Origin of the sequence: Kitasatospora aureofaciens, from assembly GCF_001188955.3 — a bacterium.
Lineage (GTDB): Bacteria > Actinomycetota > Actinomycetes > Streptomycetales > Streptomycetaceae > Kitasatospora > Kitasatospora aureofaciens.
In genome coordinates, this window is the sequence record NZ_JPRF03000033.1 from 1 (window position 1) to 21,428 (window position 21,428).

20 protein-coding genes and 1 pseudogene are annotated in these 21,428 nt (G+C 73.5%); 13 read left to right on the forward strand and 8 right to left on the reverse strand.

The genetic code is table 11. The annotated features are described in order from the left end of the window. Positions 1 to 135 precede the first annotated feature (135 nt). Positions 136 to 339: pseudogene (locus tag HS99_RS46890) on the reverse strand (ATP-binding protein); the annotation flags it as partial. A 229-nt stretch (positions 340 to 568) separates the two neighbouring features. Here HS99_RS46890 and HS99_RS22820 point away from each other — a divergent pair. The 11 genes from HS99_RS22820 to HS99_RS22870 all read left to right on the forward strand — a co-directional run bounded on the left by HS99_RS22820 (position 569) and on the right by HS99_RS22870 (position 12,873). Further along, on the forward strand, positions 569 to 1,366 hold the full coding sequence (locus HS99_RS22820) for a hypothetical protein (RefSeq protein WP_030552790.1): 798 nt from the start codon (positions 569 to 571) through the stop codon (positions 1,364 to 1,366). Positions 1,367 to 1,567: 201 nt separating this feature from the next. Then, complete coding sequence (locus HS99_RS22825) at positions 1,568 to 2,323, forward strand: YcnI family copper-binding membrane protein (protein WP_030278143.1); 756 nt, start codon at positions 1,568 to 1,570, stop codon at positions 2,321 to 2,323. 83 nt (positions 2,324 to 2,406) lie between these two features. Next, positions 2,407 to 3,084, forward strand: a complete 678-nt coding sequence (locus HS99_RS22830) for an SCO family protein (RefSeq protein ID WP_030278144.1) — start codon at positions 2,407 to 2,409, stop codon at positions 3,082 to 3,084. Next, positions 3,081 to 3,614: a copper chaperone PCu(A)C gene (locus HS99_RS22835; RefSeq protein WP_030278145.1), complete on the forward strand. Its 534-nt coding sequence runs from the start codon at positions 3,081 to 3,083 to the stop codon at positions 3,612 to 3,614. Before HS99_RS22830 ends, HS99_RS22835 begins: the two co-directional genes overlap by 4 nt. A gap of 14 nt (positions 3,615 to 3,628) precedes the next feature. Beyond that, positions 3,629 to 5,668: a FixH family protein gene (locus HS99_RS22840; protein ID WP_050366663.1), complete on the forward strand. Its 2,040-nt coding sequence runs from the start codon at positions 3,629 to 3,631 to the stop codon at positions 5,666 to 5,668. 17 nt (positions 5,669 to 5,685) lie between these two features. Further along, positions 5,686 to 6,993, forward strand: coding sequence for an iron uptake transporter deferrochelatase/peroxidase subunit (gene efeB / locus HS99_RS22845; RefSeq protein WP_370863288.1), 1,308 nt, complete (start codon positions 5,686 to 5,688; stop codon positions 6,991 to 6,993). A gap of 116 nt (positions 6,994 to 7,109) precedes the next feature. After that, a complete protein-coding gene (gene pheA / locus HS99_RS22850) occupies positions 7,110 to 8,045 on the forward strand; it encodes a prephenate dehydratase (protein WP_030278148.1) in 936 nt (311 codons plus the stop codon). A gap of 550 nt (positions 8,046 to 8,595) precedes the next feature. Continuing rightward, the gene (gene serS, locus HS99_RS22855) at positions 8,596 to 9,870 is read left to right on the forward strand and encodes a serine--tRNA ligase (RefSeq protein ID WP_072654882.1); all 1,275 of its coding nucleotides are present in this window, start codon (positions 8,596 to 8,598) and stop codon (positions 9,868 to 9,870) included. Then, positions 9,867 to 10,700: an HAD family hydrolase gene (locus HS99_RS22860; protein ID WP_046387236.1), complete on the forward strand. Its 834-nt coding sequence runs from the start codon at positions 9,867 to 9,869 to the stop codon at positions 10,698 to 10,700. Before serS ends, HS99_RS22860 begins: the two co-directional genes overlap by 4 nt. Positions 10,701 to 10,811: 111 nt before the next feature. Continuing rightward, on the forward strand, positions 10,812 to 11,543 hold the full coding sequence (locus tag HS99_RS22865) for a FadR/GntR family transcriptional regulator (RefSeq protein WP_030552783.1): 732 nt from the start codon (positions 10,812 to 10,814) through the stop codon (positions 11,541 to 11,543). Between the two features lie 91 nt (positions 11,544 to 11,634). Continuing rightward, positions 11,635 to 12,873, forward strand: a complete 1,239-nt coding sequence (locus HS99_RS22870; RefSeq protein WP_030278152.1) for a CynX/NimT family MFS transporter — start codon at positions 11,635 to 11,637, stop codon at positions 12,871 to 12,873. A gap of 34 nt (positions 12,874 to 12,907) precedes the next feature. On the opposite strand, the gene HS99_RS22875 is transcribed toward HS99_RS22870, so the two are convergent. From HS99_RS22875 to HS99_RS22895, 5 genes are all read right to left on the reverse strand, one after another. Continuing rightward, positions 12,908 to 13,624 (reverse strand): ABC transporter permease, encoded by a 717-nt coding sequence (locus HS99_RS22875; RefSeq protein ID WP_030278153.1) that lies wholly within the window; start codon positions 13,622 to 13,624, stop codon positions 12,908 to 12,910. A gap of 52 nt (positions 13,625 to 13,676) precedes the next feature. After that, positions 13,677 to 14,594, reverse strand: a complete 918-nt coding sequence (locus HS99_RS22880; protein ID WP_030278154.1) for an ABC transporter ATP-binding protein — start codon at positions 14,592 to 14,594, stop codon at positions 13,677 to 13,679. 38 nt (positions 14,595 to 14,632) lie between these two features. Next, complete coding sequence (locus HS99_RS22885; protein WP_030278155.1) at positions 14,633 to 15,532, reverse strand: ABC transporter permease; 900 nt, start codon at positions 15,530 to 15,532, stop codon at positions 14,633 to 14,635. Continuing rightward, positions 15,516 to 16,526 (reverse strand): ABC transporter ATP-binding protein, encoded by a 1,011-nt coding sequence (locus HS99_RS22890; RefSeq protein ID WP_046385392.1) that lies wholly within the window; start codon positions 16,524 to 16,526, stop codon positions 15,516 to 15,518. The genes HS99_RS22885 and HS99_RS22890 overlap by 17 nt, the downstream gene beginning before the upstream one ends. Positions 16,527 to 16,621: 95 nt before the next feature. Beyond that, a complete protein-coding gene (locus HS99_RS22895; protein WP_030552781.1) occupies positions 16,622 to 17,209 on the reverse strand; it encodes a hypothetical protein in 588 nt (195 codons plus the stop codon). A gap of 148 nt (positions 17,210 to 17,357) precedes the next feature. Between HS99_RS22895 and HS99_RS22900 the strand changes: the two genes are divergently transcribed. Further along, positions 17,358 to 18,245 (forward strand): LLM class flavin-dependent oxidoreductase, encoded by an 888-nt coding sequence (locus tag HS99_RS22900; protein ID WP_030552779.1) that lies wholly within the window; start codon positions 17,358 to 17,360, stop codon positions 18,243 to 18,245. Between the two features lie 18 nt (positions 18,246 to 18,263). On the opposite strand, the gene HS99_RS45135 is transcribed toward HS99_RS22900, so the two are convergent. Beyond that, positions 18,264 to 18,407: a hypothetical protein gene (locus HS99_RS45135; RefSeq protein ID WP_157846566.1), complete on the reverse strand. Its 144-nt coding sequence runs from the start codon at positions 18,405 to 18,407 to the stop codon at positions 18,264 to 18,266. Between the two features lie 253 nt (positions 18,408 to 18,660). On the opposite strand from HS99_RS45135, the gene HS99_RS22905 reads away from it, so the two are divergent. Next, the gene (locus HS99_RS22905; RefSeq protein WP_030552777.1) at positions 18,661 to 19,509 is read left to right on the forward strand and encodes an HAD family hydrolase; all 849 of its coding nucleotides are present in this window, start codon (positions 18,661 to 18,663) and stop codon (positions 19,507 to 19,509) included. Between the two features lie 63 nt (positions 19,510 to 19,572). Here HS99_RS22905 and HS99_RS22910 read toward each other — a convergent pair whose 3' ends face one another. Further along, positions 19,573 to 21,381, reverse strand: a complete 1,809-nt coding sequence (locus HS99_RS22910) for a sensor histidine kinase (RefSeq protein WP_223886021.1) — start codon at positions 21,379 to 21,381, stop codon at positions 19,573 to 19,575. Positions 21,382 to 21,428 lie beyond the last annotated feature (47 nt).

The window sequence follows — 21,428 nt, forward strand, 5'->3', positions numbered from 1 at the left end:
CGTCCGGTTTCGATGTCACTTAATGCAGTAACGGCACTTCATCAGCGGTTCACTTGCGTTCGCCTTCCTGATCCCCACCTGACGCCTGCAAGGCGCCTTTTCCACATCGCTCACCACGATCGCGTCAATGATCGAGGCGGTGACCTGGAAGCCGTCGTCGGGTCGGCCGGTGGCGCCGTGTTCGACGGCGTTGGCGCAGGCCTCGGTGAGGGCGACGCCGAGGTCGTCCGCGATCTGCGGGTCGACGCCCGCGGTCGCCATGGCACCGAGCAGGATGCGCCGGGCCAGCGGGACGCTGGCCGGGTCGCGCTTGAGGTGCAGAGTCCACCAGATGTCCACGGGAGGTCCCTCCTGGCTGCGGCTCCACATACAACTAGGTATCTCCGGGCGAATCGGCGGCGAACCGTGCCCGGGGGCGGCTACCGCCCGTTCGGCGGATGGACTGGCGACGGGGTCTGTGCCGAAGGGCGCACTGGGTGGGGTGCACGCCGCTGCCGAACGGGGCATTCATAGGGATTTCCCACCCTGCCCGTGTCGGCGGTGTACGCGATGAGATGATGTCCCGGCCATGACTGCCCTCCCCGCCGCCCCGTTCCGGGGCACCCCTGCACCGGCTCGGCCGGTGGGTGCCGCCTGGGACCTGCGGCTTGCCCGGGCGGTCCCGTTCGCGCTGGTCTGCACGCTGATAGCGGCGGCCGGGCACGCCCTGGCCGGTGGCGGGAACGTGCCGCCGACCGCGTTGGCGACGGGTTTCGCCGCGGTACTGGTGCTCGCGGTGGCGTGCGGCGGGCGGGAGCGTTCGCTGGCGGCCATCGCCGGGGCGCTCGGCGCGGGGCAGCTCGGACTGCACTGCCTCTTCCACGGCTTCGGCGGCTCCGGCATGCACCACGGCTCGATGTCGGTGCCGCAGGCGGCCGGTCGGCTGATCTGCAACGAGGCCCGCCCGGGCACGCTGATCGGCCTGCCCGCCGGCGCCTCCCCGGAGCAGCTGGTCTCCTCGGCGGGCCTGGATCCGCACGCGTACGCCGCCGTACCGGGGTGGCAGGGCGGCGTGCTGGGGATGACGCCGTCGATGCTGGCCGGGCACCTGGCCGCCGCGCTGGTGGCGGGCTGGTGGCTGCGGCGCGGCGAGGCGGCGCTGTGGCGGCTGGTGCGGGTGGCCGCTTCCGCGGCCCGGGAGCACTGGGCGGCGCCGTTGCGGTCGGCTCTGGTGCTGGTGGCCGCGCTGCTGCGCGGTCTGTTCGGCGTGGCCGGTCCGGCCCGCCGGTTCGGTGCGGGTGGCGGCGAGGACCGGCTGCCCGCGAGCGCGGTGCTGCGGCACAGCGTGGTGCGGCGCGGTCCGCCGTGCGGGGCCTTCGCGTACTGATCCGGTGTTCCGCCGTACCCGTTGAGCGGTGGCGGTCGAGCCGGTGAGGTGCGCGGTGTCCGGGCCGTTCCCGTCCGCCCACGGCGACGACGGCGGCCCCCGGCTCTGCCCTCACACGTCCGCAACGTGCGGCGCCGCCGAGGCACGGTTCCCCGTCGCCCGGTCCGGCCGGCCGCCGAGCTCCGATCGGAGACCCCCATCATGCGTTCCCTTCCCGTCCGCCGTACCGCCGCCGTCGCCCTGACCGCCGCCGCCTCCGTGGTGGCGCTGGCAGGTCCGGCCTTCGCGCACGTCACCGTCAACCCGGGCTCGGCCGCCCAGGGCGGCTACGCGACGGTCAACTTCCAGGTGCCGGACGAGAGCGACACGGCGAGCACGGTGAAGCTGGAGGTCAGCCTGCCGCTGGACCACCCGCTGGCCTCGGTCCGCACCATGCCGATGCCGGGCTGGACCGCGACCGTCGAGAAGTCCAAGCTCGACAAGCCGATCAAGGTGCACGGGAGCGACGTCAACGAGGCCGTCTCCAAGATCACCTGGACCGCCGACGCGAACACCAAGATCGCCCCCGGTCAGTTCGGGGAGTTCAAGCTGTCGCTCGGCCCGCTGCCGGCCGACGCCGACAGCATGGTCTTCAAGGCCCTGCAGACCTACGACAACGGAGACGTCGTCCGCTGGATCGACGAGGCCCAGGCCGGTCAGCCCGAGCCGGCCCACCCGGCGCCGACCCTGAAGCTCACCAAGGCCGCCTCCGGTGACGGCCACGGCGTCACCGCCTCCGCCTCCCCGGCGGCCGGCGCCCACGCGGACAGCTCGGACCAGGCCGCCTCCAGCGGCGACGCCAAGTCCGGCGACGGCACCGCCCGCACCCTCGGCGTGGTCGGCATCGTGGTCGGCGTGATCGGCACCGCCGTCGGTGTGCTCGGCCTGCGCCGCCGGAACGGCGGCTCCGCCTCCTGACCCCCGCCCCGGCGGGGCCGTGCCCGTACCCGTTGACCGGTACGGCCCCGCCGGTGGTCCCACCGCGCCCGATCGGATCCACCATGCCCCGCACCACCCGTACCGCCCGCACCACCCGCCTGGCCGGCGCGGCCGCCCTCGCCCTGGCCGCCGCGCTCACCCTCTCCGCCTGCGGCTCCTCCGGCGGCGGCTCGACCGCCGCGAAGGTCACCCAGCAGAAGGACGACAGCCCGTACCAGGGCACCAAGCTGGCCAAGAACTTCGAGAAGCCCGACCTCCAGCTGACCGACACCTCCGGCCAGCCGTACGACCTGCGGCAGCAGACCAACGGCAAGGCCACCCTGCTGTTCTTCGGCTACACCAGCTGCCCGGACGTCTGCCCGACCACCATGGGCGACATCGGCGTCGCGATGAAGGCGCTGTCCCCGGAGGACCGCAAGAAGATCAACGTCGTCTTCGTCTCCACCGATCCGCAGCGCGACACCCCCAAGGTGCTGCGCACCTGGCTGGACTCGATGGGCACCGACTTCATAGGCCTCACCGGTGACCTGTCGAAGGTGAAGACCGCCGCCAGGTCGCTCGGCATCATGATCGAGGACCCGGTGGTCAACGCGGACGGCACCGTCACCTCGACCCACGGCGCACAGGTGCTGGCCTTCCTCCCCTCGGACGACAAGGCCCATGTGCTCTACATGAGCGGTACCGAGGAGAAGACCTACGAGCACGACCTGCCGCTGCTCGCCAAGGGCGTGGCGGCATGAGTGAGCGCAGCGGGCTCACCGACAGGAGAGGGACGGCCGACCGCCGGTTCCGCCGCTCGGCCCTGGCCGGCGCGGTGCTGGCGGCGGTCCTCGGCGGCGGGGCGATACTCGCCGCCTGCGGGACCGGTGGCCAGGACGGCACCGCGGCCGCCGACACCGCTCCGGCGAAGCTGAGCGTGGCCGACTCCTACATCCCGCTGCCGCCGGCCGGCGGGATGGGCGCCGGCTACCTGACCGTGCGCAACGACGGCGGGCCGGACCAGCTGGTCAAGGTGTCCAGCCCGGCCGCCGGGTCGGTCACCATCCACCGCTCGACCGCGTCCACCATGGAGCAGGTGAGCAGCCTGGACGTGCCCGCGCACGGCGCGCTGCAGCTCGCCCGCGGCGGCACCCACCTGATGATCATGGATTGGCAGAAGGCCCCCGCCCTGGGCGACGAGCTGGAGCTCGACCTGACCTTCGCCAAGTCCGGCACCATCTCCGTCAAGGTGCCGGTCAAGGAGCTCACCTACCGTCCAGGCCAGAGTTAGGGGACCCGCCCAGCATGGAGAAGGCCGCCCACCCCCGGACCGCCCGTCCAGGGACCGCCCACCCCCGGACCGCCCGGCGCCGCCGCGCTGCCGGGCTCATCGGCATGCTCGGTGCGCTGCTCGCACTGATGCTCGCCGGCGCGGGCCCGGCCTCCGCGCACGCCACCCTGGACTCCACCGACCCGGCGCAGAACTCGGTGGTCGCCACCGCTCCGCAGGCGGTCACCCTGACCTTCAGCGAGACGGTCTCGCTGTCCGGCGACTCCGTCCGGGTGCTCGACCCGGCCGGCAAGCCCGTGGACACCGGCAACCCGGCGCACGCCGACGGCAAGGGCGACACCGCCCGGGTCGGCCTGAACAGCGGGCTCGCCAACGGCACCTACACCGTCGCCTGGCGGGCCGTCTCGGAGGACTCGCACCCCGTCGGCGGGGCCTTCACCTTCTCCATCGGCGCGCCCTCGGACACCTCGGTTTCCACCACCGCGCTGCAGGGCGCCGAGGCGGACGGCCTGGTCGCCGCCCTGTACGGGACCGGACGCACCGTCGCCTACGCGGCCTTCGCGCTGCTCGCCGGGGTCGCCGCCTTCGTGCTGGTCTGCTGGCCGGCCGGCGCCACCCGGCGGCCGGTGCAGCGGCTGCTGATGACCGGCTGGACGGCGCTGCTGGCCTCGACCGTCGCGGTGCTGATGCTGCGCGGCCCGTACGAGCGCGGCACGGGCGTCGGGCAGGCCCTCGACCTGTCGCTGGTGCGCACCACCCTGGACGAGCGGATCGGCACCGCGCTGGCCGCCCGGCTGCTGCTGCTCGCCGCGGCCGGGATCTTCCTGTCGCTGCTGGTCGGCCAGCTGGGGCAGCCGCCGAAGCCGGCCACCCCAGCCGCCGCGGCCCCCGCGGAGGACGAGGACGCCGACGCCGAGGCCGCCGAGCTGCGGGCGCTGGAGCAGCGGGCCGCCGAGCGGCCGCAGCGCGAGGCCCGGCTCGGCCTGGGCGTGGCCTGGCTGGTGCTGGCGGTGGCGCTCTCCGCGACCTGGGTCGGCGCCGACCACGCCTCGGTGGGCATCCAGGTCTGGCTGGCCCTGCCGCTCGGCATCCTGCACCTGATCGCGATGGCGCTCTGGCTGGGCGGCCTGGCCTCGCTGCTGGTCGCGCTGCGCGAGGGCGTCGGCGCCGAAGTGGTGGACCGCTTCTCCAAGATCGCCTTCGGCTCGGTGGCCGTACTGGCCGCCACCGGGATCTACCAGTCCTGGCGGGGCCTGGGCAGCTGGGGCGCGCTGACCGGCACCGAGTACGGGAAGCTGCTGCTGGTGAAGAGCGGCTGCGTGGTCGTGATGCTGGGCGTCGCCTGGATCTCCCGCAGCTGGCTGGCCCGGCTGCGCTCGGCCCCGGCAGAGGCCGCCGAGGTCGAGCGCGCCGAGGTGCCCGAGCCGGTCGGCGCCGCGGCGCGCAGCGAGGACCCGGTGCGGCAGGCGCAGCTGGACCGTCAGCGGGCGGCCACGGCGAGCGCGGGGCGCGAGCGCGGGCTGACCCCGACCCGGGCCGGGCTGCGCCGCTCGGTGCTCGTCGAGGCGCTGGTCGCGGTGGCGGTGCTGGTGGTGACCACGATGCTCACCAACTCCCCGCCCGGACGGGTGGCGGGCGAGATCAAGGCGGCCGGGACCACGGCGGGCGCGGGGAGCACCGCCCCCGCCGCCCCGCAGACCCAGCCGGGCCGCACGGTGGAGCTCAAGCTGCCGTACGACACCAAGGGCCGGACGCCGAACGCCAAGGGCACCGCGACCGTCACCCTCGACCCGGCCGGGACCGGCCCGAACGAGGTCAAGCTCGCGCTGGACGGCACGAACGGCAAGCCGGTGGACGTCCCCGAGGTGCAGCTCGCCTTCACCCTGCCGGACCGCGACCTCGGCCCGCTGCCGGTCGCGCTCACCCCGGCGGGCACCGGCCGCTGGAGCGGCACCGCGCAGCTGCCGCTGGCCGGCACCTGGGTGGTCTCGGTGCAGATCCGCTCCTCCGACATCGACCAGACCACCCCGACCCAGCAGTTCAAGATCGGGTGAGCGCGGTGGACGACTTGGTGGACGATGCGGTTGACGACTCGGTGGACGACACGGTGCGCGACACGGAGAAGGGCCCGGCGGGCTTCACCCGCCGGGCGCTGCTCGGCACGGCCGGCGCCGGACTGCTGGTCGGCGCCGGGGCCGGGGTGGCCGGGGCGGTCGCCTACGACCGCCCGGACGGCGACACAGCGGCGAACGGCGTCGCGGCGGGCGGCGGTGCGCTGGGCACCGGCCGGGTGCCGTTCCGCGGCGAGCACCAGGCGGGGATCCTCGAACCCCAGCAGGCCGGCGTCCGGCTGGCCGCCTTCGACCTGGCCGACGGCGCCGGCCGGGACGGGCTGCGCACCCTGCTGCAGCGCTGGACCAGGGCCGTCGACCGGCTGACCGCCGGGGAGCCGACCCAGGAGTTCGACAACCAGGTCGCGCTGGACGCCGGGCCCTGCTCGCTCACCGTCACCCTCGGCTTCGGCGCCGCGCTGTTCGACCGGGCCGGGCTGGCCGACCGCCGCCCGGCGGCCCTCGAACCGCTGCCCGCCTTCCCCGGCGACGCGCTCGACCCGGCCCGCGGCGGGGGCGACCTGTTCGTCCAGATCGGCGCCGACGACGCACTGGTGGCGGTGCACGCCCTGCGGACGCTGCAGAAGCTGGCCACCGGCACGGCGGCGCTGCGCTGGCAGTCGGCCGGCTTCGCCCGGACCCCGGGCGCGACCGCACGGCCGATGACCGGGCGCAACCTGATGGGCCAGATCGACGGCACCAACAACCCCAGGCCGGGCGAGGACGGCTTCGCCGCCAAGGTGTTCTGCACCGCCGGCGGGGACCAGCCGGCCTGGCTGGCCGGGGGCTCGTACCTGGTGTTCCGGCGGATCCGGATGCTGCTGGACCACTGGGAGGAGCTGCCGGTGGAGCGCCAGGAGCGGGTGATCGGGCGGCGCAAGTCCGACGGTTCGCCGCTGAGCGCACCGGCCGGGTCGGGCGAGGGCACCGCGGTGGACCTCTCCGCCCAGGGCCCGGACGGCGGACCGGCGATCCCCTCCGACGCCCACATCCGGGTCGCGGCCCCGGCGGGCAACGGCGGGGCGGCAATGCTGCGGCGCGGCTTCTCGTACCACGACGGGGCGCTGCCGGACGGCTCTCCGGACGCCGGGCTGCTCTTCCTCGCCTTCCAGGCCGACCCGCGCAAGGGCTTCACCCCGGTGCAGCGCAAGCTTTCGCGGGGGGACGGGCTGTCCCGCTTCCTGCGGCACGAGGCGAGCGGGCTGTACGCCGTCCCGCCGGGGGTGCCGGCCGGAGGCTACCTCGGCCAGCAGCTGCTGGAGGGGTGATCGGCAACCGCGGTCCCGGCCATCGGAACGCTTTCCTGCCGGGAGCGCGGAATCGTTATGGTGACTGCTTCGGCACCACCCCGCCCATGCACCACACCATCCGCAACGGAGGCGTCATGTCGGCCACCCGCTACACCTATCTCGGCCCGGCCGGCACCTTCACCGAGGCGGCGCTGCACACGCTGCCCGAGGCGGCGACCCGGGAGCTGGTGCCGCTGTCCTCGGTGGCGCTGGCGTTGGACGCGGTGCGCGGCGGGGAGGCCGCCGGGGCGTTCGTGCCGATCGAGAACTCGGTCGAGGGCGCGGTCACCGCGACCAACGACGAACTGGCCGCCGGCGCGCCGCTGATGATCTACCGCGAGGTGCTGCTGCCGATCACCTTCGCGCTGCTGGTGCGGCCGGGCACCGAGCTGTCCGGGGTGAAGACGGTGACCAGCCACCCGGTGGCCCAGCCGCAGGTGCGCAAGTGGCTGGCGGCCAACCTGCCGGACGCCACCTGGGAGTCGGCCGCCTCGAACGCGGACGGCGCCCGGCTGGTCGCCGAGGGCCGGTACGACGGGGCTTTCGCGGGCGAGTTCGCGGCGCCGATCTACGGGCTGGACCCGCTGGTCAAGGAGATCGCGGACTCCCACGGCGCGACCACCCGCTTCGTGCTGGTCGGCCGGCCGGGGCGGGTCTCCTCGCCGACCGGGGCGGACAAGACCTCGATGGTGGTCTGGCTGCCGGACGACCACCCGGGTGCGCTGCTGGAGCTGCTGCAGGAGTTCGCGGTGCGCGGGGTGAACCTGATGCGGATCGAGTCCCGGCCGACCGGGGAGGGGCTGGGCAACTACTGCTTCCTGATCGACTGCGAGGGGCACCTGTCGGAGCGGCGGGTGGCCGAGGCGATGATGGGCCTCAGGCGGATCTGCCCGCAGGTGCGGTTCCTCGGCTCCTATCCGCGCGCCGACCGGCAGGGGTCCAAGCACCGGCGGCCGGGGACCTCGGACGAGGATTTCGCGGCAGCGGCGGACTGGCTCTCCCGGGCGCTCGACGGACGCGCGGACATCTGAGCGTCGCCTCCCGTCTTTCCGGCCTTTTCCGACCGTTTTCGACTGTTACCGACCGGGCTGATCAAGTGCGGCGGGTGACCGCACCGTCATCCACAGGAACGTCCGGCTCCGGGGGCCGCTGTCCACAGGCCTCCCCGCTGTCCACACGCTGTCCACAGCCTGAAGTTATCCACAGGGCTGGGGACGAGTCGACAAACCGGTATAGCCATTGCGCAGAACAGGTCGGATCATCGGTTTGCGTCGCAGAGATGACTAATCGGACCAGAGTCACCCGCTTGCCTGCAAATCACCCGTGCGAGTGGTCCAATTCCCTCACCCGAGAAGGTTGATTGAGGTTTGAAACCTCAATTCCCTGCTTCCGTCGAGCGGAGGCCGATCCTCCCCCGCCATCCACAGCCCCGCCCCCGCGCCTGTGGATAACCCGCCCCGGACCCGGGCCCGATCCGGGCCCGGTGGATTCCCCACCGGAGTTATCCACAGGATCCGGTGAGTTATCCCCAGGGGAAAACCGGTACCGGTGGAGGAACGCCCGCCCGGTACGCTTGGCCCTGTGATTGACCTTCGCCTGCTCCGTGAGGACCCTGACCGAGTGCGCGCCTCGCAGCGCGTCCGTGGCGAGGACGTCGACGTGGTCGACGCCCTCCTCTCCGCCGACGAGCGGCGCCGGTCCTCGGGCAGCCGCTTCGACGAACTGCGCAACGAGCAGCGGGTGCTCGGCAAGCAGGTCGCCCAGGCCAAGGGCGAGGAGAAGACCGCCCTGCTGCAGCGCACCAAGGAACTGGCCGCCGAGGTCAAGGCCGCGGACGCCGAGCAGAGCGCGGCCAAGGAGGAGGCGGACCGCCTGCTCCGCTCCCTGGCGAACCTCATCGACCCGGCCGCCCCGGTCGGCGGCGAGGAGGACTTCGTCACCCTGGAGGAGATCGGCACCCCGCGCGACTTCGCCGCCGAGGGCTTCGAGCCCCGCGACCACGTCGAGCTCGGCCAGCTGCTGGGCGCGATCGACACCGAGCGCGGCGCCAAGGTCGCCGGTGCCCGCTCCTACTACCTGACCGGTCCCGGCGCGCTGCTGGAGCTCGCCCTGGTCAACATGGCGATCGCCCAGGCCACCGCGGCCGGCTTCATCCCGATGATCACCCCGGCCCTGGTCCGCCCGGCCGCCATGGACGGCACCGGCTTCCTCGGCCAGGCCGCCGAGAACGTGTACCACCTCCCCGAGGAGGACAAGTACCTCGTCGGCACCAGCGAGGTCCCGCTCGCGGCGTACCACATGGACGAGATCATCGAGGCCGACAAGCTGCCGCTGCGCTACGCCGGCTACTCGTCCTGCTTCCGCCGCGAGGCCGGCACCTACGGCAAGGACACCCGCGGCATCATCCGCGTCCACCAGTTCGAGAAGGTGGAGATGTTCGTCTTCACCACGCCCGAGGACGCCGAGAACGAGCACCGCCGCCTGCTCCAGTGGGAGAAGGACTTCCTCAACGCCCTGGAGCTGCCCTACCGGGTGATCGACGTCGCCTCCGGTGACCTCGGCTCCTCGGCCGCGCGCAAGTTCGACATCGAGGCCTGGATCCCCACCCAGGGCAAGTACCGCGAGGTCACCTCGACCTCCAACACCACCGAGTACCAGGCCCGCCGCCTGTCGATCCGGATGCGCGAGGAGGGCAAGACCCGCCCGCTCGCCACCCTGAACGGCACCCTGGTCGCCGTCCCGCGCACCATCGTGGCGATCCTCGAGAACCACCAGCAGGCCGACGGCTCGGTCGTCGTGCCCGAGGCGCTGCGGCCCTACCTCGGCGGGCGGACCGTCCTAGAGCCGGTCAAGTGACGTCGACCGCACACCCGATCGGTGGCGACCTGCCCTACCGGCTGGTCGCCACCGACCTCGACGGAACGCTGCTGACCAGCGCGGAGACCGTCTCCGAGCGCACCCGTGCCGCCCTGGCCGCGGCCACCGGCGCGGGCGCGCTGCACATCATCGTGACCGGGCGCTCGGCCGTCTGGGCCCGCCCGGTCTTCGACGAGATCGGCTACACCGGGATAGCGGTCTGCGGCCAGGGCGCCCAGGTCTACGACGCGGGCGCGCACAGGCTGCTCACCTCGCTCACCCTGGACCGCCGGCTCGCCGCCCTCGCGATCGAGAAGATCGAGGCCGAGACCGGCCCGCTGGCCGTCGCCTCCAACCAGGACGGCCTGGACGGGCAGGTGCTGGCCGGCCCCGGCTACGAGCTGCTGATCGGCTCCGACCTCCCGGTCGTCCGGGTCGGGCGCGGCGAACTGCTCGCCTCCCCGGTCGCCAAGCTCTACATCCAGCACCCCGGTCTGACCGACGACTCCCTCGCCGAGGCCGCCCGGCGCGCCGCGGGCGACCTGGTCGGCGTGGTGATGGCCGGGGCCGGCGTGGTCGAGCTGCTGCCGCTGGGCCTGTCCAAGGCCACCGGCCTGGCCGTCGCCGCCCGCCGCCTGGGCGTGCGCTCCGCCGACACCATCGCCTTCGGTGACATGCCCAACGACGTGCCGATGTTCGGCTGGGCGGCGCACGGCGTGGCCATGGCCGGCGCCCACGAGGAGCTGCTCGCCGTCGCGGACGAGGTGACCGCCGGCAACGACGAGGACGGCGTCGCCCTGGTCCTGGAGCGCCTCTTCCCCCGGGCCTGATCCCGGCCGACGACCGACGACGCACGGCCCCGGGGCAGTTGTAGGATGACCGGGCAAACCGGTTGTAGGATGACCGATGACCGACGAGTGGTGCACGAAGGGAGGCCCGGCATGAACGGCGACGGCAACGGCCTGCAGGCGGCCGGGCGGCGATCCCTGGTGGACACCACCATCGACCAGCTGCGCGAGCAACTCGCCGGCGGAGCCTGGCCGGTGGGATCGCAGATCCCCACCGAGCACGAACTCGCCGAGCGCCTGCAGGTCGGGCGGAACACCGTGCGGGAGGCGATCCGGGTGCTGGTGCACGCCGGAATGCTGGTCTCCCGGCAGGGCGAGGGCACCTTCGTACGGTCCACCAGCGACCCGGCGGCGGTGCTGCGCGGCGTCCAGCGCTCCGGCATCCGGGACGTCCTGGAGGTCCGCGCCGCACTGGAGACCGAGGGCGCCCGGCTGGCCGCCCTGCGGCACACCCCCGAGGACATCCGGCGGATGCGGGCCGCGCTGGCCCGCGAGGCCGAGATCTTCGCGACCCACCCCGAGCGGGCGGGCCGCGAGGCCACCGTCGAGCACGACCTGGAGTTCCACACCGCCGTCGTCGAGGCCGCGCACAACCCGGCGCTGGCCGAGGTGTACCGCTACTTCGGCGCCTCCGTGCGCGAGGCGATGACCGCCGCCTTCGGCGACCACGAAATGCCCGAGGCCGTCGTGGCCACCCACGAGGCGCTGGTCGACGCGATCGAGAGCGGCGACCCGGACCGTGCCGAGACGGCGTGTCGCGCGCTGCTCGCCGAGCCCACCGCGGCCGTCGAGCAGCTGCTCGCGGAAATCGCGGCCCGGAAGTAGGACGGCGCGAGCCCCGCCTCCGTCCGTTCCGCGACCGGCGTCCGTCCTCGTCGTCCGCGTCTCCCCTGATTCACGAAAGAACAGCACCCCCATGGCCGTCACCCGTGCCCCGCAGCCGGTTGCCACCACCCCTGCCCCGCTCCCCGTCCGCACCCGGCTCGCCCACCCGGCCCTGCTGCTGGCCGGCATCCTGCTGGTCGCGCTGAACATGCGCGCCTGCCTGGCCGCGGTCTCGCCGATGGTCGCCGAGATCCAGCGGACCTTCGGCCTGTCCTCCACCGCGAGCGGGCTGATCACCACCGTCCCGGTGCTGTTCCAGGGCGTCGGCGCGCCGCTCACCCCCCGGCTGACCCGCCGGTTCGGCGCCGAGCGCGTCGTCCTGGGCGCGGTGCTGGTGCTGGGCGCGGGCGTGCTGCTGCGGGTGCTGCCCTCCGTGTTCGCGCTGTACGCGGGCTGCGTGGTGATCGGCGTGGCCATCGCGGTGCTGAACGTGTCGATGCCGGGCCTGGTCAAGCGGGAGTTCCCGGACCGCGCGGCGACCATGACCGGCGTCTACTCGACCACCATGCTGGTCGGCGCGACCCTCGCCGCCGGCACCTCCGTCCCGCTGGAGCACGCGCTCGGCGGCGGCTGGCGGGCCTCGCTCGGCGCCTGGTCGCTGCTCGCGCTGGTCGCCGCGGTGGCCTGGCTGCCGCAGGTGCTGCGCTCCCGGCAGGAGAAGGCCGCGGTCGCCGCGGCCGCCCAGCCCGGCAAGCCGATCGAGAACCTGTGGAAGTCCCCGCTGGCCTGGCAGATCAGCCTGTTCATGGGCATCTCGTCGCTGCTGGTCTACACCCTGGTCGCCTGGATGCCCACCATCCTGGCCGACCACGGCATGGACCGCGGCCAGGCCGGCCTGGTCTTCGCCTTCTCCAACCTGGTGCAGGTGGCCGGCGCCTTCCTGGTGCCGCTGCTGGCCGGCCGGATGACCAGCCAGCGCGCGCTGGCCGTCACGATGGCCGCCCTGAACGGGCTCGGCATCGCCCTGCTGCTGGTAGCCCCGGTCTCCGGCGCCTGGGTGTCGGCGGCCATCCTCGGGGTGGCCCAGGGCGGTTCGCTGGGCCTAGGCCTGGCGTTCATCGTGCTGCGCACCGGCACCGCGGCCGGTGCCGCCCAGCTGGGCGGGATGTCCCAGGCGATCGGCTACCTGGTCGCCGCGGCCGGCCCGGTCGGCGCCGGTGCGCTGCACCAGCTGACCGGCGGCTGGGAGGCCACCCTGGTGCTGATGCTGGTGCTGGTCGCGGTGGTCGGCGCGGCGGGCCTCGGCGCGGGGCGCAACCGAACCCTCTGAGGCCGTTGCTCCTCGGCCGCGAGGGTCAGCGCGGTTACTCCTCGGCCGCGAGGGTCAGCCCGGCGAGCTTCACCGAGGCCAGCACGCTCGCCCCGACGGTGACCACCAGCAGCAGCGGGACGGCCGCCCCGAGCGAGACGTCGGCGCCGACCGCCGCGTCCCCGGCCACCGCCTCGGCGACCGCCCGGCCCCACTGCTGGACGCTCAGCGTCCGGGCGCCCTGGACGAAGTTGCCGATCAGCGATTCCCAGACCAGCGCGTACGCCAGCCCGGCCACCACCGCGTGCCGGGTGACCACGCCGAGCAGCAGGAACAGCGCGCTGTACGCGGCCCCGGCGACCAGCACGGCCACGGTGTATCCGAGGGCCACGCCGTCCCGGGTGCCGTACAGCAGCAGTCCGGCGAGCAGGGTCGGAACGGCGGCGAACACCCAGGTGGTGCCGATCGCGACGGCCAGCTTGGTGGTGACGATCTTCCAGCGCGGCAGCGGCTTGGCGAGCAGGTAGACGATCGACCCGTCGTCGATCTCGGTGGCGATCACACCGGTGCCGATCACCAGCCCGAGGATCGGGGTGAGGGTGCCGAGGTCCAGCTGACCGAGGATCTTGACGGTCAGGCCGTGTGCGTCGCCGTTCGACCGGCCGGCGATCGCCGAGACGATCAGCAGCAGGGCGGGCGCCACCAGCAGCAGGGCGCCGCGGCGGCGGCCGAGCAGGCCGCGCAGGGTCAGCCTGGCGACGGTCGGGTTCATGGTCGGTCGGCCCCTTCCTGGGTCCGGGTTTCGGTGGGGGTCGGGCCGGTCGTCACGCGGAGACCAGGTACGAGAAGACGCTCTCCAGCGACTCGTCCGCCGGGGACACGGTGTACAGCCGGATGCCGGCCTCCCGGGCGACCCGGGGCAGCAGGGTGGTGAAGCCCTGGAAGTTCACTGCCTCGATCCGCAGCGCCCGCTCCCGCTCGTCCACCTCGATGCCGGTGGTCGATCCGTCGGCGATCAGCGCGGCGGCGAGCCGTCGGTCGTCGCTGGAGCGGACCAGGTAGCGGTGCGGGCGGTCGGTCATCAGCCGCCGGATCCGCCGGAAGTCGCCCGAGGCGGCGTGCCGTCCGGCGACCACCACCTCGATGTGCCGGGCCAGTTGCTCGACCTCCTCCAGGATGTGGGAGGAGAACAGCACCGTCCGGCCGTCCGCTCCGAAGCGGCGCAGCAGTTCCATCAGCTGCAGCCGCTGGCGGGGGTCCATGCCGTTGAAGGGCTCGTCCAGCAGCAGCACGGCCGGGTCGTGGACGAGCGCCGAGGCCATCTTGACCCGCTGCTTCATGCCCTTGGAGTACGTCCCGGTGCGGCGGTCCTTCGCGTACGCCATCTCGACCAGGTCCAGGGCGCGCCGGGCGGCGGCGCCCGGCTGGGGCAGGCCGTGCAGTTCGGCGTTGGCGAGGACGAACTCCCAGCCGGTCAGGTGGTCGTACACGGACTCCCGTTCCGGGACCAGGCCGATCTGCCGGTACACCTGCTGGTTGCGCCAGATCGGCGCGCCGTCCAGGGTGACCGCCCCGCTGGAGGGGGCGAGGAAGCCGCTCATCATGTGGATGAGAGTGGACTTGCCCGCGCCGTTGGGGCCGAGCAGGCCGGTGACGCCGGGGCCGATCGACATCGTGATGTCGTTGACCGCGACCACGTTCCCGAACCAGCGGGAGACCTTGTCGATGGTGATGGTGGCCATGCCGCCCTCTCAGACGTCTCGCGGAAAACTGCGGTGGATCAGACGCGGCTGTAGCGGCGCAGCAGGAGCCGGTACGAGCCCGCCACCATCGCCACCGCGACCAGGGCGAACACCGCCGCGCCGAACGCGCCCGGGGCGTGCCGGCGGTCGAAGCCGGAACCGAGGTCGAACACCTCGTTGACCAGCGACTCCACCAGGCCGTTCGGTGAGATCAGGGCCGTCCACTGGGCGGCGTCCGAGCCGCCCGGGCTCGGGCCGCGCATGTCCACGACGACCGCCGCGACGGTCGAACTCACCACCAGGTAGCCCATGATGGCGGCCACCCCGAAGCCCCGGCGCGGGGTGGCCGCGGCGATCACCAGGGCCACCGAGGTCGGCACCAGGGCGTACAGCACGGCCGCCGCCAGGCCGTCGAGGAACTGGCCGGTGTTGTGCCCGAAGTCCATCCCGGCGAGCAGCGCCCCGGTGTACAGGACCAGCAGGGGCACTGCCATCAGCAGGAGTTGGGCGCAGGCCATGGCCGCGAACTTCGCCCGGACGTAGTCGGCGCGGGTGATCGGGCGGGAGAAGTAGAGCGGGACGGTGTGGTGGCGGAGGTCCCGGGAGAGCAGCACCGGCGCCTGGGAGGCGAGGAAGATCGACACCACCAGGCCGAGGTCGGAGAGGTAGCCGGCGTACTCGACCGGCAGCTCGTCCCGCTTCATGTACACCGCGACCGCGACGTAGATCACCGCCGGGACGGTGACCACGCCCAGCAGCAGCATCGGCAGCACCTTGGACCTGCCGGAGCGGCCGAGGCCGTACGCGGCGCGCAGGCTCTGGACGAAGAGCGAGCGGGTGGCGTGGGCGCGGCCCAGCCGGGGCCCGGTGTAGCCGCGGTAGCCGATGTCGTGGATGACGCCGGTGTCGGCGGCCCTGGCGTCAGGAGGCTGCGTCATCGTCCGTACCTCCCCTGGTGCTCGCGTCGTCGTGGGCGGTGAAGAGTTCGGCGACCCGGTGCCGGCGCTGCTCCAACCGGACCAGGCCGAGGCCGAGTTCGGCGACCGTGTCGCGGATGGTGTCGTAGGTGTCCTCGTCGGCCAACCGGACCAGCAGCAGGTGCGAGCCCTCCGGCTGGACGTCCAGCCCGGCCGCGGCGAGCCGGTCCCGCACCTCGGCGCCCGGTTCGGCGATCAGGTCCTCCGGGTGATCGGTGACCTCGACCGCGAGGACGGCCGTCGCCTCGGTGAAGGAGGCGGTGGAGGAGGAGCGCAGCAGCTTGCCGCCGTCGATCACCACCAGGTGGTCGCAGGTGCGTTCCAGCTCGCCGAGCAGGTGGGTGGTGACCAGCACCGAGATCCCGAAGTCGGAGTGGACCCGGCGGATCAGCCCCAGCATCTCGTCCCGGCCGGCCGGGTCGAGGCCGTTGGTCGGCTCGTCCAGCAGCACCAGTTTCGGGTCGTGCACCAATGCCTGGGCGAGCTTGACCCGCTGCTTCATGCCGGTCGAGTAGCCGCCCATCGGGCGGTACCGCTCCTCGTACAGGCCGACGTGCCGCAGGGTGTCCGCGGTGCGCTCGCGGGCGGCGGTGGCGGGCAGCCCCGCCATCCGGGCCATGTGCACCACGAACTCGGTCGCCGAGACGTCCGGCGGCAGGCAGTCGTGCTCCGGCATGTAGCCGACCCACTCACGGATCTCCGAGCCCCGGGTGGCGATGTCCAGGCCGAGCACCTCGCCGCGGCCGGAGGTCGCCGGGGCGAGCCCGAGCAGGATCTTGATCAGGGTGGACTTGCCCGCCCCGTTGGCCCCGACCAGTCCGACGACCCCGGGCTGCACCTCGACGGTCAGCTGGTCGAGCGCGGTGACCCGGGCGAACCTCTTGGTGAGGCCCTCGGTCTTGATGACAGCAGTGGACACGCCCTCAACGTAACGGCCGTGCGCCGCAAGGGGCATGAGCTGGAATGAGGAGGTCCTCTAGTGCCCCGGTATGACGCCGGGCCCGCTCCCCCTTAGGGGCTGCCGGGCCCGGCGTCACGTCACGTCCCGGGTCAGGAGCTCGGACGCTCCCACATCTCGGTGACCTTGCCGGAGGCGTCGACGGCGATCTTGTAGTCGCCGTTCGAGCAGGGGTAGAAGCCCTTCTGGTTCCCCGGCGTGGCGATGCACTCGTTGATGTGCTTCGCCAGGTCGGCCGCGTTGACGTCCTTCGGCGCGGCGACGACCGACCTGAGGTGGCCCTTGACGGTGGGCGAGAACTGCGCGGTCTTGTCGGCGCCCGTCGGCTCGTGGGCGACGTCGTCGACACCGCAGGCGTCCTTGGACTCCTTGTAGACCAGGGCCGTCGCGCTGGTGCCCTTCTGCACGATGACCCACTTCTGCCCGGCGGGCAGCGGGTCGCTGGTGCAGAAGCCCTCCGGGGCGCCGTCGGTGGGCTTGCCGCTCGGCGCGGGCTTGGCGGTGCCGGAGGCCGGGGCCCCGCTGGCGGGAGCCCCGGTGGCCGGCGCGGTGGCCGGGGCGGCGGTCGCACCGGCGGTGCCGGCGCCCTGGCCGGAGGAGTCGTCCGGGCCGCAGGCGGCGAGGCCGAAGGCGGCGGTGGCGACCAGGGCGGTGGCGAGCAGCCTCCTGGAAACAGACATGACGAAAGAACCCCCGTTTAACGCATGATCAGATAAAGGTGCGGCGGACAGATTAGCGCCTCCCGCCGACGTCCCCGCCCCGGACGGCACCCGGCCCGCCCCTCGCCGAAGGCCCGCTGAACCGGTCCGTCCGGTTATGGTCGGGGGCATGCGACTGAGCACCGTGATCCTTCCCATCCACCGGTGGGGCGAGGGGCAGAAGATCTGGCGGCGGGCCGAGGACCTCGGCTTCCACGCCGCGTACACGTACGACCACCTGTCCTGGCGCAGCTTCCGGGACGAGCCGTGGTTCGGGTCCGTGCCGACCCTCACCGCCGCCGCCTGCGCCACCGAGCGGATCAGGCTGGGGACGCTGGTGACCTCGCCGAACTTCCGGCACCCGGTGACGCTGGCGAAGGAGCTGATCACGCTGGACGACGTGTCCGGCGGGCGGGTCACGCTGGGCATCGGGGCCGGCGGGACGGGCTTCGACGCGACGGCGACGGGGCAGCAGGCGTGGTCGCCGAAGGAGCGGGCGGACCGGTTCGGGGAGTTCCTGCCGCTGCTGGACGAGCTGCTGCGCAGTGACGCGACCACGCGCGAGGGCACGTACTACTCGGCGGTCGAGGCGCGGAACGTCCCCGGCTGCGTGCAGACCCCGCGGGTGCCGTTCTACGTGGCCGCGACCGGGCCGCGCGGGCTGAGGCTGGCGGCGGAGTACGGGCAGGGCTGGGTGACGTACGGGGACCCGAAGGGGCCCGCGGACGTGCCGGTGGAGCAGGCGCCCGCGGTGATCGCCCAGCAGATCGCGAAGCTGACGGCGGCCTGCGAGGCGAAGGGCCGGGACGTGGCGACGCTGGAGAAGGTGCTGCTCCAGGGCTCGACGGCGGAGAAGCCGCTGCAGTCGGTGGACGCCTTCGTGGACTGGGCCGGGACGTACCGGGAGCTGGGGATCACCGAGCTGGTGATCCACTGGCCGGTGCCGGACTCGATCTTCGAGAACGACCTCGCCGTCTTCGAGCAGATCGCCACCGAGGGTCTCGCCCAGCTGGGCTGAGCCCGGCCGGGCCGGGCGTCACGGGTGCGGGCGGGTGCGCTGGGCAGGGAGGGCGGGGACCGGGTCCGGGGTGCGGCGGGCGAGCTCGGCGAGGGTGTGGAAGAGGACCTCGCCGAGCAGGACCGGCTCCCGGGAGACGGTCGGTGAGATCGGGGCGTCCATGGCCCGGGGATCCGGGACCCGGGGATCCGGGGACGGGAGGGTCGGGGGCGGCTCGTCACGGCACTGGCGAGTGGGCATGGCTCTTCCTGCCGACGGGGTGACCGGGAGGAGTCCTGCCCGCCGGGCCCGCAGCGACACCCCGGACGGGGACGGATCGGCCGGAAACGGCGCGCGAAGGGCCGGAACCCGTCCGTACGGTCATCACTGCTGCCCCGACCGGGGCGCCGCACGGGTGTTCAGCCGCGCGGCGGCGATGGGCGAAGATGGACCGGTGACCGAAGCCCGCACCGCCCCCCGCCTCATCGCCACCGACCTGGACGGCACCCTGCTGTGCTCCGGCGGTACCGTCAGCGACCGCACCGCCGCGGCCCTGGCGGCGGCCCAGGCGGCCGGGGTGCAGGTGGTGTTCGTGACCGGGCGGCCGCCGCGCTGGATGCAGCAGCTGAGCCCGCACATCGGCGGCCACGGGGTGGCGATCTGCTCCAACGGCGGCGCGATCGTGGACGTGCGGCGCGGCGGCGAGCTGATCGAGTGCTTCCCGATGCCGGCCGAGACCTCGCTGGCCGTGGTGGAGGCGCTGCGGGCCGAGCTGCCCGGCACCACGTTCGCCTTCGAGTACGCGGACGGCTGGGCCCGCGAGCCCGAGTACGAGGTGCTGATGTGGGGCGACGCGGAGGTCCGGGCGGTCGGCCCGGCCGAGCGGCTGCTGGCGGACGGCGGACCGGTGCGCGGCCTGTTCAAGCTGCTCGCCAAGCACCCGGACCTCGACCCGGACACCTTCCTCACCGAGGCCAGGACGGCGGCCGGGCACCTGGCCGAGATCACCCGCTCCTCGCCGATCTCGCTGCTGGAGATCAGCGCGCCCGGCGTCACCAAGGCCAGCACGCTGGCCCGTTGGTGCGCCGAGCACGGGATCGACCGCAGCGAGGTGGTGGCCTTCGGTGACATGCCGAACGACCTGGAGATGCTGGCCTGGGCGGGCACCTCGTACGCCGTCGCCAACGCCCACCCCCAGGTGCTGGCGTCGGTGGCGCAGCACACGGTGAGCAACGAGGACGACGGCGTCGCGGCGGTGGTGGAGGAGCTCCTCCGGCTGCTCTAGGGGGACGTCCTCCCTCGTTCGGCTTTCACCCGTCGGTGCGGGACCGCCTGCGGCCGGGCCCGCTCACAGCCGCGCGGTCCAGCGCACCACGGTCCCCTTCCGGTACGGACCACTCTCGTGCCAGGCTGCCCCGCCGAGCGCCTCCGCCCGCCGGGTCAGGTTGAGCAGTCCGCTGCGCCGGCCGCCCTGCGGGATGCCGACCCCGTCGTCGGTGACGCTGAGCAGCACGCCGGGCCTTCCGCCCCGGTCCAGGGACTCCGGGTCGCCGCCGACGGGCCGGCCCTTGTCGCCCAGGTGGACGGTGGCGTCGATCTCCACGCCGACCCGGGAGGCCCTGGCGTGCCGGGCCGTGTTGGAGAGCATCTCCCTCAGGGCGGCGAGGAGTTGGCGCCCGGTGTTCTCGCCGACCAGGCTCTCCACCGGCCCGACGAAGCTCACCGAGGGCTTGAAGCCGAGCGCCGCCGCGGCCTGGCTGGCCTCGCGCAGGACCCGGGTGCGCAGGGTGTCGGGGGCGTCGCCGTGGTTGTCGTGCTGGAGGGCGTAGATGGTGGTGCGGACCTCCTGGATGGTGGCGTCCAGTTCGTCCACCGCGTTGCCGATGCCGGCCTTCACCTCGGGGACGACGGCCCGGCGGGCCGCGCTCTCCAGCATCATCCCGGTGGCGAACAGCCGTTGGATCACCAGGTCGTGGAGGTCGCGGGCGATCCGGTCGCGGTCCTGGAAGACGGCCAGGCGCTGCTGGTCGCGCTGGCCCTCGGCGAGCCGCAGGGCGAGGGCGGCCTGCGAGGCGAAGGTCCCGGCGAGCTGCTTTTCGGAGTCGGTGAACGGCAGCGCGCCGCGCGGGCGCCAGACGCAGAGGCCGCCGAGCACCCGCCCGCGGGCGACCATCGGCACGGCCATGGACGGGCCGAAGCTGCGGGCGAGCCGCATCACCACGGTGGGGTCGCCGGACATGTCGTCCAGGTAGACGCTGTCCCCCTCCAGCAGCCGGGCGGCGAAGCTGTCCTTGGGCAGCAGCTCGCCGCGGACGAACTCGGCGGCCTCCCCGGAGGCGTGGGCGACCCGCATCTGGCAGTCCCCCTCGCCGACCGGGGCGGTGGGCAGCAGGATCATCCCGAGCGCGGCGTCCGCCAACTCCCGTACCTGCTCCGCCGCGACGGTCAGCGCGCCCTCGGCCTGCTCGGCGGCGAGCAGGGCGGTGGTGACGGCGGCGGCGCCGGCGATCCAGCGTTCTCGGCGGCGCCCCTCCTCGTACAGCCGGGAGTTCTCGATGGCCACACCGGCGGCCGCGGCGAGCGCGTGCACCACCTGCTCGTCCTCGGGGGTGAAGGCGCCGCCGCCCTTCTTCTCGGTGAGGTAGAGGTTGCCGAAGACCTCCTCGCGGACCCGGATCGGCACGCCCAGGAAGGTCCTCATCTGCGGGTGGTGCGACGGGAATCCGGAGGAGCGCGGGTCGGCGCCGAGTTCGGTCAGCCGCAGCGGTTCGGGGCGGTCGATGAGCGCGCCGAGGATGCCGCGGCCGGCGGGCAGTTCGCCGATCTCGGCGGCGGTCGCGTCGTCGATGCCGACGTGGATGAAGTCGGCCAGGCCGTCCCCGCCGGGGGCGATCACGCCGAGGGCCGCGTACCGGGCGTCGACGAGTTCGGCCGCGCCGGTGGCGATGCGGTGCAGGGTGGCGTGCAGGTCGAGCCCGGCGCCGATGGACACCACCGCCTCCAGCAGCCGCTGCATCCGGTCGGTGACCGCCGCGGCGGACTGCAGGCGTTCCGCGACCTCGGTGACGAGGGTGTCCAGCCCGAGCGAGGCGATCTCGGGCACCCGGTGGGGTGTCGGCTCGGGGGCGGCCTCGGGGAGGTCCGGCATGGGGTCCATGCAGAAAGCCTAGTTTGTACGGTTTTCAGCAGAAGGGCGGCGCAGCG